This is a genomic window from Enterobacter sp. BNK-13, assembly GCF_048685015.1.
Lineage (GTDB): Bacteria > Pseudomonadota > Gammaproteobacteria > Enterobacterales > Enterobacteriaceae > Enterobacter > Enterobacter quasiroggenkampii.
The window spans coordinates 444,994-460,770 of the sequence record NZ_JBLQTP010000001.1; the positions used below are offsets into that span (position 1 = coordinate 444,994).

The following is a 15,777-nucleotide window of genomic DNA, read 5'->3' on the forward strand; positions in this document are numbered from 1 at the left end:
TAGTGTGTTTTGTTATGAAAAAAGCGGCTAATCATAGCTCAGCGCAACGCATTTGAGAATGCTGGATTTTTGGCACTGCCGCGAGCGTCCAGTTAGCAATGGCCATTTTCAGCAGTTCGTCAATACGCAGATCCTGCCATTCGTTGGTTACATTCTGGTTGAGAAATCGCAGCGCGTCGATCAAAACAGGACGCGGATCGCCGTCTGGCAGGGCCGGGGCGTGGTTCTGCTTTGACAATTTTAAGCCCTGCGCATTAACCGCCAGCGGCAGATGAATGTAATCCGGCGCCGTCCAGCCAAACTGATGATAGAGCGAGATTTGTCGCACGGTCGGCTCGACCAGATCCGCCCCACGCACTATTTCCGTCACGCCCTGAAAATGATCGTCCACCACCACAGCCAGGTTGTAGGCGAACAGGCCATCGCGACGGTGAATAATAAAATCCTCACGCGCCAGACGTTCATCGGCATGAATCTCACCGGAGAGTAAATCGTTAAAGTGCGTCACCGGGGAGTGCTGTCTGATGCGCACGGCGGCATTTTCAGGACCGTTGTTCAGCGTGCGGCAGTGGCCGTCATAAACGCCGCCTGCGCTCTGGATACGCGCGCGGGCGCAGGTGCAGTGATAGGAAAGCCCCTGAGCGCGAAGCCAGGCCAGACGTTCCCGATAGGCCTCGTGACGCTTTGACTGCCAGAGAACCTCGTCATCCCAGTGAAGACCGTAATGTTCCAGCTGACGCAGAATGGTCTCTGCTGCACCGGGAACTTCACGCGGAGGGTCAATATCTTCGATGCGGACGAGCCATTTTCCCTGGCGGGCGCGAGCCTGCAGGTAGCTGCCGAGCGCGGCAATTAATGAGCCGAAGTGTAATTCACCGGAAGGAGATGGCGCGAAGCGCCCAATATAGTGTGATTCAGACATATCAACAGTAACAAGGCGGGAGAGACTCCCGCCTTTGGAGTGTGTAAACAGCGCTGGTGTTAACCGGCCATCTGTTTTTCGCGGATTTCGGCCAGCGTTTTGCAGTCGATGCACAGATCGGCGGTTGGACGCGCTTCCAGGCGACGAATGCCAATTTCAACACCGCAGGATTCGCAGTAGCCAAAATCTTCGTCTTCGACTTTTTTCAGCGTTTTCTCGATCTTTTTGATCAGTTTGCGTTCGCGGTCACGGTTACGCAGTTCGAGGCTGAACTCTTCTTCCTGAGCGGCACGGTCTACCGGATCCGGGAAGTTAGCAGCTTCATCCTGCATATGAGTAACGGTGCGATCGACTTCATCCCTGAGTTGATTACGCCATGCTTCAAGAATACGCTTGAAGTGCGACAGCTGGGCTTCGTTCATATACTCTTCGCCCGGTTTCTCTTGATACGGCTCCACCCCAGCGATGGCGAGAATACTCAGGGACGATGTTTTACGGTTTTGCCCTTCTTGCATGTTGCTTCTCCTTAACACGCACTATCGATCCCCGTGTTGGGGGAAAAATCAGGTCGCTATAAATAGCAGATGCTTTTCCGTATGGCAATTATCTAAACGTAACACTTGACAAGCCTGTGAGGAAAAGCGTATTTGCGCACGCGGCCAGAACACTTAATAGTCAATCGTCTAATCCCTTATAAGACAATGGGAAGAGAGGATCTCAGAGTCATATTATCGGCAGAAAGTTCCGCTTTATAAGCGAAAACCTCTACCCCCTGCTTTTGTGCCTCATTCAACAATTGCGCGTATTTAGGATCAATATGGCGGGCAGGGGAGAAACGTTCAATGGCTGAATGCAACACTGCAAACAGCAATACGGCGCGTTTGCCCGCCGCCGCAACACTCATTAGCTCTCGCAGATGCTTCTGGCCACGTAGCGTTACCGCATCCGGGAAGTAGCCATTTTCCTGTTCCGCTAACGTCACTGATTTCACTTCAATATAGCACTCCGGCCTGTCTTCCGCCTGTAACATGAAGTCAATTCTGCTGCCTTCATCGCCATATTTCACTTCGCTTTTATGCGTGCCATAACCGACCAGTTCGGGAATTACGCCATGGGTCAGCGCTTCCTTAACCAGTTGATTGGCGCGCAGGGTATTAACGCAAATAAATGCCCCGTTCTGGGTTTCGGTCATTTCCCAGGTATGGGCATATTTGCGTTTAGTATTTTCTGATGTGGAATACCAGACCCTGTCACCCGGCGTCGCGCATCCCGTCATGGCACCGGTATTGGGGCAGTGCAGGGTGAGCGGTTCGCCTTCAGGCGTGATCACATCGGCGAGGAAGCGTTTGTAGCGTTGGATAAGCGTAGCGTGCTGCAGGGGAGGACTAAACTTCATCAGAGTTCCTTTCGGTGTTGCCCAGCGTCCAGCGCTGTAGCGGTGTATAGCGGGTGCGTCCCTGTGCAAAGACGGATTCATAAAGCGCGAATGTGTTGACCGGAAAGGCCCAGTGAAAACCTGGTGCCGGGATGGCAACGGCCTGACCGGCATCGCGCAGCAGGGTAATGTGCGGATGAAACGGCTGCGGGCTTTGATAACAGCCGCTGCGCGCCGCCTGCGCGCGCAGCATGTTCGCCAGCTGTAATAATCCGCGCGGAGGCTGGCGCGTCCCCAGCCAGACCACACGCGAACGCAGCCACTGACCCGCGTCGTCGAGGTGCAGCGTAAATTCCGGCTGGACAATACGCCCGGCCATTGCGGCTAACGCCCGCTGTTTTTCGGCACTGACGTCGCCCAAAAAGGCCAGCGTCAGGTGCAGGTTAGCCGCCGCGACCGGGCGACCGGCTTCCGGCGGGAAGCGATCGGCGCGCCAGCGAACAATTTGACGCTGTAGTGTTGTGGGCAATTCAATGGCAAAAAACAGCCGTTTCGACTCAGGCATACGGAGGACTCGGTAATGATATGCGCCGATGCTACAATGTACGCCGACTAATGTTAACCCTCTGGAGCTGTTAGTGTCCTCATTGCCGGTCGCCGTCGTTCTTCCTGACCTCCTCGCTGCCTTACGTCATGCCCCGCAGGTTTTGCTGAATGCCCCGACGGGGGCGGGTAAGTCCACCTGGCTGCCGCTGCAAATTCTGAAAGACGGGAACATCAGCGGGAAAATTATCCTGCTGGAGCCGCGCAGACTGGCCGCGCGCAACGTGGCGCAGCGCCTGGCAGAACTGCTGAATGAAAAACCGGGCGAAACGGTAGGTTACAGGATGCGCGCCGAGACCTGCGTGGGCCCGACCACGCGCCTTGAGGTGGTCACCGAGGGGATTCTCACCCGCATGCTGCAAAACGATCCGGAGCTGACCGGCGTCGGGCTGGTGATCCTGGATGAATTCCACGAGCGCAGCCTGCAGGCGGATCTGGCCCTTGCGCTGTTGCTGGACGTTCAGCAGGGGCTGCGCGACGATCTCCGTCTGCTGATAATGTCGGCCACGCTGGATAACGAGCGGCTACGGCAGGCGCTACCTGATACGCCGGTCATCAGCTCTGAAGGGCGGGCGTTTCCTGTTGAACGCCGCTATCAACCGCTGCCCTCCCACCTGCGTTTTGACGAGGCGGTCGCCATTGCCACCGCTGAACTGCTGCGCCAGGAACCCGGTTCCCTGCTGCTGTTTTTGCCGGGTGTCGGTGAGATCCAGCGCGTGCAGGAGCAGCTTTCCTCTCGCGTAGGCGCTGATGTACTGCTGTGCCCGCTCTACGGCGCGCTGTCGCTGCAGGAGCAGCGTAAAGCTATCCTTCCTGCCCCGGTGGGGCAGCGCAAGGTGGTGCTGGCAACCAACATCGCTGAAACCAGTTTGACCATTGAAGGTATTCGCCTGGTGGTCGATAGCGCGCAGGAGAGGGTGGCAAGCTTTGACCCGCGTACCGGGCTGACTAAACTCCTGACGCAGCGCATCAGCCAGGCGTCAATGGTGCAGCGCGCGGGCCGTGCGGGGCGTCTTGAGCCGGGGATCTGCCTGCATTTGACCAGCGCGGAACAGGCAGAACGCGCGGCGCAGCAAAGCACGCCGGAAATTTTACAAAGTGATCTGTCGGGCCTGGTGATGGATCTGCTGCAGTGGGGCTGTCCGGATCCTGGACAGCTTACCTGGCTTGATTCTCCCCCTGTCGTTAACCTCGCTGCTGCGCGCAGTCTGTTAACTGAGCTTGGCGCGCTTGAGGGCGAACGTCTGACGGTACGCGGCCAGAAAATGGCGGCGCTGGGCAACGAGCCGCGTCTGGCCGCGATGCTGTTGGCCGCGCAAGGGGATGATGAAATTGCCACGGCGGCTAAACTGGCGGCTATCCTTGAGGAGCCGCCGCGCGGTGGCAGCAGCGATCTGGGGCAGGCGTTTTCACGCAATCAGGGGAACTGGCAGAAGCGGGCGCAGCAGCTGTGCAAACGGCTTAACAGCCGCGGCGGCGTGCCAGACAGCGAGAGGATTTCCCGGCTGTTAGCGCAGGCGTTTCCGGATCGAATTGCGCGTCGGCGCGGGCTGGACGGCCGCTATCAGCTGGCAAACGGCATGGGGGCGATGCTGGACAGCGATGACGCCCTGACGCGTCATGAGTGGCTGATTGCGCCGCTCCTGCTGCAGGGGAGCAACTCCCCCGACGCGCGTATCCTGCAGGCGATTGCCGTTGATATTGACGCCCTGACCCGTAGCTGTCCGCAGTTACTTAAGCAATCGGACATCGTCGAGTGGGATGATGCGCAGGGCACGCTGAAGGCGTTTCGTCGTAGCCAGATTGGGAAACTGACGCTCGGGACGAAGCCGCTGGCGAAGCCGTCGGAAGACGAGCTTCATCAGGCTATGCTGAACGGCATTCGGGAAAAAGGGCTGAGCGTGCTGAACTGGACGCCGGAGGCGGAACAGTACCGCATTCGCCTGCACTGCGCCGCAAAGTGGCTACCGGAACATGGCTGGCCAGCGGTGGATGATGAGACGCTGCTGGCTACGCTTGAAAGCTGGCTACTGCCGCAGATGAGCGGCGTGCACTCTCTGCGCGCCCTTAAAGCGCTTGATGTTAAGACTGCGTTACAGAATTTACTGGACTGGTCATTGCGTCAACGTCTGGATAGTGAACTGCCAGGGCATTACACTGTGCCGACCGGAAGCCGGATTGCCATCCGTTATCATGAGGATAATCCGCCGGCGCTGGCGGTTCGGATGCAGGAGATGTTTGGTGAAGCAACCACGCCGTCTATCGCTGAAGGACGCGTGCCGTTGGTGCTTGAACTGCTGTCGCCTGCGCATCGCCCCTTGCAGATCACCCGAGATTTAGGGGCGTTCTGGGCGGGGAGCTACCGTGACGTGCAGAAAGAGATGAAGGGGCGGTACCCCAAACACGTCTGGCCGGACGATCCGGCGAATACGGCGCCGACGAGGCGGACGAAGAAGTATTCCTGAAAGGGATGTGCGGCCTGATGCCCTCACCCCGGCCCTCTCCCACAGGGAGAGGGAGAACTAATTTTGAGAGATTTCTTCTTTCACAGGCCTGTGAAAGAAAAGAAAATCTGGCCTTTGCGCCTGAAAGTTGCGGAGAAAAAGCATGGCGGGGAATGACCGCGAGCCAATAGGACGTAAGGGAAAACCAACGCGTCCGGCGAAAGAAAAAGTAAGCCGTCGTCGCCTCAGAGATGAGGACTATGACGATGACTATGAAGACGATGATGAGGATGAAGAACCGATGCCGCGTAAAGGGAAAGGCAAAGGGCGCAAGCCTCGGGGCAAACGCGGCTGGTTCTGGCTGCTGCTGAAGCTCTTTATTGTTTTTGTTGTGCTGATGGCAATTTACGGCGTGTATCTGGATCAGAAGATCCGCAGCCGTATCGACGGTAAAGTCTGGCAGTTACCTGCGGCAGTGTATGGCCGTATGGTGAACCTTGAGCCAGATATGTCCATCACGAAAAACGAAATGGTAAAACTGCTGGAAGCCACCCAGTATCGTCAGGTGTCAAAAATGACGCGCCCTGGCGAATTTACCGTGCAGGCGAACAGCATTGAGATGATCCGTCGTCCGTTTGATTTCCCGGACAGCAAAGAGGGTCAGGTGCGCGCGCGTCTGACCTTTGACGGGGATCGTCTGGATACCATCGAGAACATGGATAACAACCGCCAGTTCGGTTTCTTCCGTCTCGATCCGCGTCTGATCACCATGCTCTCGTCGGCAAACGGCGAGCAGCGTCTGTTCGTGGCGCGTAACGGCTTCCCGGATCTGCTGGTCGATACGCTGCTGGCGACCGAAGACCGTCACTTCTACGAGCACGACGGCATCAGCCTCTACTCGATTGGTCGTGCGGTGCTGGCGAACCTGACTGCCGGTCGTACCGTGCAGGGAGCGAGTACGCTGACTCAGCAGCTGGTGAAAAACCTCTTCCTCTCCAGCGAACGCTCTTACTGGCGTAAAGCGAACGAAGCCTACATGGCCGTGCTGATGGACGCGCGCTACAGCAAGGATCGTATCCTTGAGCTGTATATGAACGAGGTGTACCTCGGTCAGAGCGGCGATAACGAAATCCGCGGCTTCCCGCTGGCGAGCCTGTACTACTTTGGTCGTCCGGTGGAAGAGCTGAGCCTGGATCAGCAGGCGCTGCTGGTGGGCATGGTGAAAGGGGCGTCCATTTATAACCCGTGGCGTAACCCGAAACTGGCGCTGGAGCGTCGTAACCTGGTGCTGCGTCTGCTGCAACAACAGCAGGTGATCGACCAGGAGCTGTACGACATGCTGAGCGCACGTCCGCTTGGCGTTCAGCCGCGCGGTGGGGTGATCTCGCCTCAGCCTGCGTTTATGCAGCTGGTGCGTCAGGAGCTGCAAAGCAAGCTTGGGGATAAGGTCAAAGATCTCTCCGGCGTGAAGATCTTCACCACCTTTGACTCCGTGGCGCAGGATGCGGCAGAAAAAGCGGCGGTGGAAGGTATTCCGGCGCTGAAGAAACAGCGTAAGCTCTCCGATCTTGAAACCGCGATGGTGGTGGTTGACCGCAACTCCGGCGAAGTTCGTGCGATGGTGGGCGGTGCCGAGCCGCAGTTTGCAGGCTACAACCGTGCCATGCAGGCGCGTCGCTCGATCGGTTCTCTGGCAAAACCGGCGACCTATCTGACTGCCCTGAGTCAGCCAAACCAGTATCGTCTGAATACCTGGATTGCGGATGCGCCTATCTCCCTGCGCCAGCCTAACGGCCAGGTGTGGTCACCGCAGAACGACGATAAGCAGTTTAGCGGTCAGGTGATGCTGGTGGATGCGTTGACGCGCTCCATGAACGTGCCGACGGTAAACCTGGGCATGTCGCTGGGCCTGCCGGCCATTGTCGATACCTGGCAGAAGCTGGGCGTGGCGAAAGATCAGCTGCACCCGGTGCCGGCGATGATCCTCGGGGCGCTTAACCTGACGCCGATCGAAGTGGCGCAGGCGTTCCAGACCATCGCCAGCGGCGGTAACCGCGCGCCGCTGTCCGCCCTGCGTTCGGTGATTGCCGAGGATGGCTCTGTGCTGTATCAGAGCTTCCCGCAGGCGGAGCGTGCCGTTCCTGCTCAGGCGGCCTACATGACGCTGTGGACGATGCAGCAGGTGGTGCAGCGTGGTACGGGTCGTCAACTGGGTGCGAAGTATCCGGGCCTGCATCTGGCAGGTAAGACCGGGACCACCAACAACAACGTTGATACCTGGTTTGCCGGTATCGATGGCCGTGAAGTGGTCATTACCTGGGTAGGACGCGACAACAACCAGCCGACCAAGCTGTACGGGGCGAGCGGGGCGATGTCGATTTACCAGCGCTATCTGGCGAATCAGTCACCAGTGCCGCTGAACCTTGTCGCGCCGGAAGATATCGTCGATATGGGCGTGGACAGCTCCGGTAACTTCGTCTGCGGCGGCGGAATGCGTACTCTGCCGGTCTGGACAACCAACCCGGATTCCCTGTGCCAGCAGAGCCAGCCTGAACAGCCGACCGGCAACCCGTTCGATCAGTCTTCTCAGCCACAGCAGCCGCAGCAGCAACAGCCGCAGCAGCAGAATGAGAAGAAAGACAGCGATGGCGTAGCCGGCTGGATTAAGGACATGTTTGGCGGTAACTAACTTTTAAAGCCCTCTTCCCCGGAAGGGGGCTTTTTTTACCCGTAAACCTCATTTCGTTAACCCTCACTTTAACTCTGATTAACCCTTCGTTTTCTCTTGTCTATTTCTTATACCCTTAATTCTCGTAGGGCCGCTTACTGCTTGCTATGCAACCCGCGTTTCGCATATTATTCTGGCGCTCATAATAATAATTCTCGTTTACGTTATCATTCACTTTTCCATCAGAGAAACATCATGGCGCTTTCCAATACTGCTCAGCCAATGAACACGTCGCTGCGTAAACTCGCGGTCGTCGTCGCCACAGCGGTTGCCGGCGTGTCTGCTTTCGCACACGCAGCCGATACACCGAAAAAAGAAGAAACCATCACCGTTACGGCCGCGCCGGCAGCACAGGAAAGTGCCTGGGGGCCCGCTGCGACAATCGCCGCGCGCCAGTCCGCGACCGGGACCAAAACGGACACCCCTATTCAAAAGGTTCCCCAGTCTATTTCTGTGGTAACCGCCGAAGAGATGGCGCTGCACCAGCCGCGCTCGGTGAAAGAAGCCCTGAGCTATACGCCGGGCGTTGCGGTAGGTACCCGAGGTGCGTCCAACACCTATGACTACCTGGTGATTCGTGGCTTTGCCGCAGACGGTCAGAGCCAGAATAACTACCTCGACGGTATGAAGATGCAGGGCAACTTCTATAACGACGCGGTGATTGACCCTTATATGCTGGAGCGCGCCGAAATCATGCGCGGTCCGGTTTCCGTTCTGTACGGAAAAAGCAGCCCTGGCGGCCTGCTGAACATGGTGAGCAAGCGCCCAACCACAGAGCCGCTGAAGGAAGTCCAGTTCAAAATGGGCACCGACAGCCTGTTCCAGACCGGCTTTGACTTCAGCGATGCGATCGACGATGACGGCGTTTATTCTTACCGCCTGACCGGCGTTGCGCGTTCGAATAACGCGCAGCAGGAAGGTAAAGGCGAGCAGCGTTATGCTATCGCACCATCCTTCTCCTGGCGTCCGGATGACAAAACCACCTTTACGTTCCTCTCCTACTTCCAGAACGAGCCTGAAACGGGCTACTACGGCTGGCTGCCAAAAGAGGGAACCGTTGATCCGCTGCCAAACGGCAGTCGTCTGCCGACGGACTTCAACGAAGGCGCGAAGAACAACACCTATTCCCGTAACCAGAAAATGGTGGGATATAGCTTCGACCACGAATTCAACGACACCTTTACCGTGCGTCAGAACCTGCGCTTTGCCGAGAACAAAACCTCGCAAAACAGCGTTTACGGCTATGGCGTCTGCTCCGACCCGGCTAACGTTTACAGCGCGCAGTGCGCGGCCTTAGCGCCTGCGGATAAAGGCCATCATCTGGCGCGTAAATACGTTGTCGATAATGAGAAACTGCAGAACTTCACCGTGGATACGCAGCTGCAGAGCAAATTTGCTACCGGCCAGGTGGACCACATCCTGCTGACCGGTGTTGACTTTATGCGCATGCGTAACGATATCAACTCCTGGTTCGGCTACGACGACTCTGTGCCGCTGCTGGATCTCTACAATCCGGTGAACAGCGATTTCGATTTCGGTTCAAAAGATCCGGCGAACTCCGGCGCGTACCAAATCCTTAACCGCCAGAAGCAGACCGGCCTGTACGTTCAGGATCAGGCGCAGTGGGATAAAGTGCTGGTGACGCTGGGCGGCCGTTACGACTGGGCCGATCAGGACTCCTATAACCGCGTATCGAACACCACGGCTAAACGCGATGACACCCAGTTCACCTGGCGTGGCGGCGTGAACTATCTGTTCGATAACGGCGTAACCCCGTACTTTAGCTACAGCGAATCCTTCGAGCCTGCTTCTCAGACAGGGGCGAGTGGCAACATCTTCGCACCGTCGAAAGGCAAGCAGTACGAAGCGGGCGTGAAATACGTGCCGAGCGATCGTCCTATTGTGATTACCGGTGCGGTATATCAGCTGACCAAAACCAATAACCTGATGGCTGACCCTGCGGGTTCATTCTTCTCCGTTGAAGGCGGCGAAATTCGCGCGCGTGGCGTCGAGCTGGAAGCGAAAGCGGCACTGTCTGCGAGCGTTAACGTTGTCGGTTCCTATACCTACACCGATGCGGAATACACCACCGACACCAACTACAAAGGCAACACGCCAGCGCAGGTGCCTAAACACATGGCCTCAGTGTGGGGTGATTACACGATGTTTGATGGTCCACTGTCTGGCCTGACGCTGGGTACCGGCGTTCGTTATACGGGCTCCAGCAAAGGCGACCCGGCGAACACCTTCACCGTGGGCAGCTATACCCTGGTGGATGCGCTGGTCAGATACGATCTGGCGCGAGTCGGAATGGCAGGCTCAAACGTGGCGCTTCACGTGAACAACCTGTTCGATCGTGAATACGTTGCCAGCTGCTTCAACACCTACGGGTGCTTCTGGGGTGCTGAACGTCAGGTTGTTGCCACCGCGACCTTCCGCTTCTAATCTCTGTCCGGGCACGGTTCGCCGTGCCCTTTTTATTTAAGTTGGCTGAAATGCAGGATAATCAAACGCAACCCGACACCACCTTTACGCTCAACCATCTCTCCTTTCGCGTACCCGGGCGCACCTTGCTGCATCCGCTCTCTTTGACGTTCCCCGCAGGTAAAGTCACTGGCCTGATTGGTCACAACGGTTCCGGTAAGTCCACGCTGCTCAAGATGCTGGGACGCCATCAGCCGCCGTCAGAAGGCGACATCCTGCTGGATGACCAACCGCTCGAGAGCTGGAGCAGCAAAGCGTTTGCCCGCAAAGTGGCGTATCTGCCGCAGCAGCTGCCGCAGGCGGAGGGGATGACGGTGCGAGAGCTGGTGGCGATTGGGCGTTATCCGTGGCATGGCGCGCTTGGACGCTTCGGCGTGGCCGACAGAGAGAAAGTGGAAGAGGCGATTACGCTGGTCGGGCTAAAGCCGCTGGCGCACCGTCTGGTGGATAGCCTGTCCGGCGGTGAACGCCAGCGCGCGTGGATTGCGATGCTGGTGGCCCAGGACAGCCGCTGCCTGCTCCTTGATGAACCCACCTCCGCGCTCGATATCGCCCATCAGGTCGATGTCCTGGCGCTGGTGCACCGCTTAAGCCAGCAGCGCGGTCTGACGGTGATTGCGGTGCTGCATGATATCAACATGGCGGCACGCTACTGTGATTACCTTGTTGCGCTGCGCGGCGGCGAAATGATTGCGCAGGGAACGCCGTCCGAGCTGATGCGTAGCGAAACGCTGGAACATATTTATGGTATTCCGATGGGTATTCTGCCTCACCCGGCCGGGGCTGCACCGGTGAGCTTCGTCTACTGATGCTCGACAACATGCGCATTAGCCGCCGTCGCCTGCTGACGGCGATGGCCCTCTCACCGCTGCTGTTAAAAATGAATGCGGCGCGTGCTGCCGTCGTCGATCCGCACCGCATAGTGGCGCTGGAGTGGCTGCCGGTCGAGCTGATGATGGCGCTTGGCGTCACGCCCTACGGCGTGGCGGACATTCCTAACTATAACCTCTGGGTGAACGAGCCGAAGCTGCCGGACTCGGTAATCGACGTCGGCCTGCGGACGGAGCCAAACCTCGAGCTGCTCACCCAGATGAAACCGTCGTTCCTGTTCTGGTCCGCGGGCTACGGTCCGTCAGAAGAGACCATGGCGCGCATTGCGCCCGGACGTGGATTCGCTTTCAGCGACGGTAAAAAACCGCTGGCGATGGCGAAAAAGTCGGTTAACGAGATGGCGCATTTCCTCAACCGGGAAGCGGAGGCTAAAAAACATCTCGACGAATTCGATGCCCTGATTGACGCTCTGAAGCCGCGTTTTGCTCACCGGGGCGATCGTCCGCTGCTGATGGTGACGCTGCTGGATGCCCGCCATATGCTGGTTTTCGGTAAAAACTGCCTGTTCCAGGAAGTCCTCGACAGTTTTGGTATTCGTAATGCCTGGGAAGGGGAGATGACGTTCTGGGGCAGTACCGCTGTGGGTATCGATCGTCTCGCGGCGTTTCGCGACGTGGATGTGCTGTGCTTCGATCACGGCAACGAGCGCGCCATGCAAACCCTGATGGCGACGCCGCTCTGGCAGGCGATGCCGTTTGTCCGTGAGCAACGCTTCCAGCGCGCCCCGGCGGTCTGGTTCTACGGCGCGACGCTCTCGGCCATGCATTTTGCCCGCGTGCTGGATAACGCGCTGGGAGGTAAAGCATGAGTTCACGGATTGCCCGCTTCCCGGCGCTTCTGCTGGTGCTGATTTTCCTTGCCGCGCTGGCGTTAACCGGGTTTAACCTCTCGGCCGCATTACCGCGCGCGCAGTGGGGGGCCGCGCTGGCCTCGCCGGATATCGACAATATTCAGCAGATGCTGTTCCACTACAGCCTGCTGCCGCGTCTGGCAGTCTCCCTGCTGGTTGGTGCCGGTTTAGGGCTGGTGGGGGTGCTGTTCCAGCAGGTTTTACGTAACCCGCTGGCGGAACCCACCACACTCGGCGTCGCGACCGGCGCCCAGCTAGGGATCACCATCACCACGCTGTGGACGCTGCCGGGGGCGTTAGCCTCGCAGTTTGCGGCGCTTGCCGGAGCGTGTGCGGTGGGCGCGCTGGTCTTTGGCGTGGCCTGGGGTAAACGTCTTTCCCCGGTGACGCTGATTCTGGCCGGGCTGGTGGTCAGCCTGTACTGCGGGGCGATCAACCAGCTGCTGGTCCTGTTCCACCACGATCAGCTGCAAAGCATGTTCATGTGGAGTACCGGGACGCTGACCCAGACCGACTGGAGCGTGGTGCAGCGCCTGTGGCCGCAGCTGGCTGGCGGTGTTGTGCTGACGCTGCTTCTCCTGCGTCCTCTGACGCTGATGGGACTGGATGATGGCGTGGCGCGCAACCTGGGGCTGGCGCTGTCGCTGGCTCGCCTGGCGGCGCTGACGCTGGCGATTGTATTGAGCGCCCTGCTGGTGAACGCGGTCGGCATCATCGGGTTTATCGGCCTGTTTGCCCCGCTGCTGGCGAAGATGCTCGGAGCGCGTCGCTTGCTGGCGCGTCTGATGCTGGCGCCGCTGATTGGGGCGCTGATCCTCTGGCTTTCCGATCAGCTTATTCTCTGGCTGGCGCAGGTCTGGCGTGAAGTCTCCACCGGCTCGGTCACCGCGCTGATCGGGGCGCCGCTGCTTCTGTGGCTGCTTCCGCGCCTGCGCAGCATGAGCGCACCGGCGATGGATGCGGGCGATAAAGTCCATACTGAGCGTCAGTCGGTACTGTGGTTTAGCCTTGCCGGGCTGGCGGTGCTGATTATCGCCTCGTTCGCGGCGCTCTCATTCGGACGCGATGCCGCGGGCTGGCACTGGGCAACGGGTGATTTACTCAACGCCCTGCTGCAGTGGCGCTGGCCGCGTATCCTCGCTGCGCTGATCGCAGGCATGATGCTGGCGGTGGCAGGTTGCATTATTCAGCGTCTGACCGGCAACCCGATGGCGAGCCCGGAAGTGCTCGGGATCAGCTCTGGCGCTGCCTTTGGCGTGGTGCTGATGCTGTTCTTCGTGCCGGGCAATGCGTTTGCCTGGCTGATGCCTGCCGGCAGTCTCGGGGCGGCGGTTACGCTGATGATTATCCTGATTGCCGCTGGTCGAGGCGGGTTTTCACCGCACCGTATGCTGCTGGCGGGGATGGCGCTCAGTACCGCATTCACGATGCTGCTGATGATGTTGCAGGCAAGCGGCGATCCGCGTATGGCGAAGATCCTGACCTGGATATCCGGCTCAACGTACGGCGCGACCGGCAGCCAGGCGATCGGGTCCGGGATCGTAATGATCGTACTGCTGGCGATGGTGCCGCTGTGCCGTCGCTGGATGACCATTCTGCCGCTCGGCGGGGAAACCGCGCGCGCGGTGGGAATGGCGCTGACGCCAGCGCGTATAGCGTTGCTGCTGCTCGCTGCGTGCCTGACGGCGACGGCGACCATGACGATTGGCCCGCTGAGTTTTGTGGGGCTAATGGCGCCGCACATTGCCAGAATGATGGGGTTCCGCCGGACGATGCCGCATATCGTGATGTCGGCCCTGACGGGCGGGGTAATGCTGGTGTTTGCGGACTGGTGCGGAAGAATGGTGCTGTTCCCGTATCAGATCCCGGCGGGTCTGCTGTCGACCTTTATCGGTGCGCCGTATTTTATTTATCTGTTGAGAAAGCAGAGTCGGTAATAAAAGTAAACGGCAATCCTTAGATTGCCGTTTTAGTGTTTGCTCCCTCTCCCCGTGGGAGAGGGTTGGGGTGAGGGCATCAAGCCGCACATCTTACAGTTTCGCAAACACCTTACGCGCCGCGTCAATGGTGTTATTTATATCTTCTTCACTGTGCGCCACGGACATAAAGCCCGCTTCGAATGCTGACGGTGCCAGGTATACGCCTTCTTCCAGCATCAGGTGGAAGAAGCGCTTGAAGCGTTCAACGTCGCACTTCACCACGTCCTGATAGCAGGTCACGGTTTTCGCCTCGGTGAAGAAGATCCCGAACATGCCGCCCATGTGGTTAACCACCAGCGGAATACCGGCTTCCTCTGCCGCTTCCAGCAGGCCGTTTGCCAGCTGCGTGGTCCGGTCGGTCAGGGTTTCGTGGATGCCTGGCTGAGCCACTTCGGTCAGGCAAGCAAAGCCCGCCGCCATCGCGATAGGGTTACCGGAGAGCGTGCCCGCCTGGTAAACCGGGCCGGTTGGCGCCAGCGCTTCCATGACGTCCTTACGCCCACCGAATGCGCCGACCGGCATGCCGCCGCCGATGATTTTACCCAGGCAGGTCAGGTCCGGCTCGACGCCGTAGTAAGACTGGGCGCCCGCCAGCGCCACGCGGAAGCCGGTCATCACTTCATCGATGATCAGCAGCGCACCGAACTCATCGCACAGGGCGCGCAGGCCCGGCAGGAAATCAGGCTGCGGTGGAATGCAGTTCATGTTGCCCGCAACTGGCTCAACGATGATGCAGGCGATCTCCTGCGGATACTGCTCGAACGCCGCGCGAACGGTGTCCAGATCGTTGTAGGTGCAGGTCAGGGTATGCTTCGCGAAGTCAGCCGGTACGCCAGGTGAGTTTGGCTGGCCGAGCGTTAGCGCGCCGGAACCCGCTTTCACCAGCAGGCAGTCCGCATGACCGTGGTAGCAACCCTCAAACTTGATAATCTTGTCGCGACCGGTAAAGCCGCGCGCCAGGCGGATGGCGCTCATGGTCGCTTCGGTACCGGAGTTCACCATGCGCACCATGTCCATGGTCGGGACCAGCTCGGTGACCAGCTCCGCCATTTTCACTTCCATTTCGGTTGGCGCACCGAAGCTCAGGCCGCGCTGAGCGGCTTCAATCACCGCGTTACGAATGGCCGGGTGGTTGTGTCCCAGCACCATCGGGCCCCAGGAGCCGACATAATCGATATAGGCTTTGCCATCGACATCATACAGATACGCGCCGTCAGCACGTTCGATAAACAGCGGCGTGCCGCCCACGCCGGTAAAGGCGCGCACAGGTGAGTTCACGCCACCCGGAATAAGCTCGCGGGCTGCACTGTAGAGGTTTTCAGACTTGCTCATGGCGTCGTTCCTGGTTCGTATAAAATGATTAAGCCCACTATTCTAAGTGATTCGGGGAAGGTTATGAAATTTTTAGCCGGGTAATGCTTTAAGATTTGTTAAGTAATTTTCAGGAGACGGTGGGGCTGTCTCTGGTAAAATCCTCGCGGCTTTTTGTATGACGAATAAG

General features: G+C 58.6%; 11 protein-coding genes. 6 read left to right on the plus strand and 5 right to left on the minus strand.

Going from position 1 to position 15,777, the window contains the following annotated elements; genetic code table 11:
• Nucleotides 1-31: 31 nt before the first annotated feature.
• The 4 genes from gluQRS to thpR all read right to left on the minus strand — a co-directional run bounded on the left by gluQRS (nucleotide 32) and on the right by thpR (nucleotide 2,862).
• A complete protein-coding gene (gene gluQRS, locus ACMGGQ_RS02055) occupies nucleotides 32-922 on the minus strand; it encodes a tRNA glutamyl-Q(34) synthetase GluQRS (RefSeq protein WP_420289530.1) in 891 nt (296 codons plus the stop codon).
• A 59-nt stretch (nucleotides 923-981) separates the two neighbouring features.
• On the minus strand, nucleotides 982-1,437 hold the full coding sequence (gene dksA / locus ACMGGQ_RS02060; protein ID WP_001155232.1) for an RNA polymerase-binding protein DksA: 456 nt from the start codon (nucleotides 1,435-1,437) through the stop codon (nucleotides 982-984).
• Nucleotides 1,438-1,613: 176 nt separating this feature from the next.
• Nucleotides 1,614-2,318 (minus strand): DNA/RNA nuclease SfsA, encoded by a 705-nt coding sequence (gene sfsA / locus ACMGGQ_RS02065; RefSeq protein WP_039265695.1) that lies wholly within the window; start codon nucleotides 2,316-2,318, stop codon nucleotides 1,614-1,616.
• Nucleotides 2,308-2,862 (minus strand): RNA 2',3'-cyclic phosphodiesterase, encoded by a 555-nt coding sequence (gene thpR / locus ACMGGQ_RS02070; RefSeq protein WP_420289531.1) that lies wholly within the window; start codon nucleotides 2,860-2,862, stop codon nucleotides 2,308-2,310. Before thpR ends, sfsA begins: the two co-directional genes overlap by 11 nt.
• A 73-nt stretch (nucleotides 2,863-2,935) precedes the next feature.
• On the opposite strand from thpR, the gene hrpB reads away from it, so the two are divergent.
• The 6 genes from hrpB to fhuB all read left to right on the plus strand — a co-directional run bounded on the left by hrpB (nucleotide 2,936) and on the right by fhuB (nucleotide 14,234).
• The gene (gene hrpB, locus ACMGGQ_RS02075) at nucleotides 2,936-5,365 is read left to right on the plus strand and encodes an ATP-dependent helicase HrpB (RefSeq protein WP_420289532.1); all 2,430 of its coding nucleotides are present in this window, start codon (nucleotides 2,936-2,938) and stop codon (nucleotides 5,363-5,365) included.
• Between the two features lie 142 nt (nucleotides 5,366-5,507).
• Complete coding sequence (gene mrcB / locus ACMGGQ_RS02080; protein ID WP_045907821.1) at nucleotides 5,508-8,033, plus strand: bifunctional glycosyl transferase/transpeptidase; 2,526 nt, start codon at nucleotides 5,508-5,510, stop codon at nucleotides 8,031-8,033.
• Nucleotides 8,034-8,267: 234 nt separating this feature from the next.
• Nucleotides 8,268-10,517: a ferrichrome porin FhuA gene (gene fhuA / locus ACMGGQ_RS02085; protein WP_420289533.1), complete on the plus strand. Its 2,250-nt coding sequence runs from the start codon at nucleotides 8,268-8,270 to the stop codon at nucleotides 10,515-10,517.
• Between the two features lie 50 nt (nucleotides 10,518-10,567).
• Nucleotides 10,568-11,365 carry a Fe3+-hydroxamate ABC transporter ATP-binding protein FhuC gene (fhuC, locus tag ACMGGQ_RS02090; RefSeq protein ID WP_111967241.1) on the plus strand — a complete coding sequence of 266 codons (798 nt, stop codon included), beginning with the start codon at nucleotides 10,568-10,570 and terminating at the stop codon, nucleotides 11,363-11,365.
• Nucleotides 11,365-12,255 (plus strand): Fe(3+)-hydroxamate ABC transporter substrate-binding protein FhuD, encoded by an 891-nt coding sequence (gene fhuD / locus ACMGGQ_RS02095; protein ID WP_063620825.1) that lies wholly within the window; start codon nucleotides 11,365-11,367, stop codon nucleotides 12,253-12,255. Before fhuC ends, fhuD begins: the two co-directional genes overlap by 1 nt.
• Complete coding sequence (gene fhuB / locus ACMGGQ_RS02100; RefSeq protein WP_420289534.1) at nucleotides 12,252-14,234, plus strand: Fe(3+)-hydroxamate ABC transporter permease FhuB; 1,983 nt, start codon at nucleotides 12,252-12,254, stop codon at nucleotides 14,232-14,234. The genes fhuD and fhuB overlap by 4 nt, the downstream gene beginning before the upstream one ends.
• Nucleotides 14,235-14,327: 93 nt before the next feature.
• On the opposite strand, the gene hemL is transcribed toward fhuB, so the two are convergent.
• Entirely contained in the window at nucleotides 14,328-15,608 is a 1,281-nt protein-coding gene (gene hemL / locus ACMGGQ_RS02105; protein WP_420289535.1) for a glutamate-1-semialdehyde 2,1-aminomutase, read from the minus strand.
• Nucleotides 15,609-15,777: the final 169 nt, after the last annotated feature.

Coding starts and splice junctions, on each gene's coding strand:
- gluQRS (WP_420289530.1), bottom strand. CDS start 922: ATGTCTGAATCACACTATATTGGGCGCTTCGCGCCATCTCCTTCCGGT.
- dksA (WP_001155232.1), bottom strand. CDS start 1,437: ATGCAAGAAGGGCAAAACCGTAAAACATCGTCCCTGAGTATTCTCGCC.
- sfsA (WP_039265695.1), bottom strand. CDS start 2,318: ATGAAGTTTAGTCCTCCCCTGCAGCACGCTACGCTTATCCAACGCTAC.
- thpR (WP_420289531.1), bottom strand. CDS start 2,862: ATGCCTGAGTCGAAACGGCTGTTTTTTGCCATTGAATTGCCCACAACA.
- mrcB (WP_045907821.1), top strand. CDS start 5,508: ATGGCGGGGAATGACCGCGAGCCAATAGGACGTAAGGGAAAACCAACG.
- fhuA (WP_420289533.1), top strand. CDS start 8,268: ATGGCGCTTTCCAATACTGCTCAGCCAATGAACACGTCGCTGCGTAAA.
- fhuC (WP_111967241.1), top strand. CDS start 10,568: ATGCAGGATAATCAAACGCAACCCGACACCACCTTTACGCTCAACCAT.
- fhuD (WP_063620825.1), top strand. CDS start 11,365: ATGCTCGACAACATGCGCATTAGCCGCCGTCGCCTGCTGACGGCGATG.
- fhuB (WP_420289534.1), top strand. CDS start 12,252: ATGAGTTCACGGATTGCCCGCTTCCCGGCGCTTCTGCTGGTGCTGATT.
- hemL (WP_420289535.1), bottom strand. CDS start 15,608: ATGAGCAAGTCTGAAAACCTCTACAGTGCAGCCCGCGAGCTTATTCCG.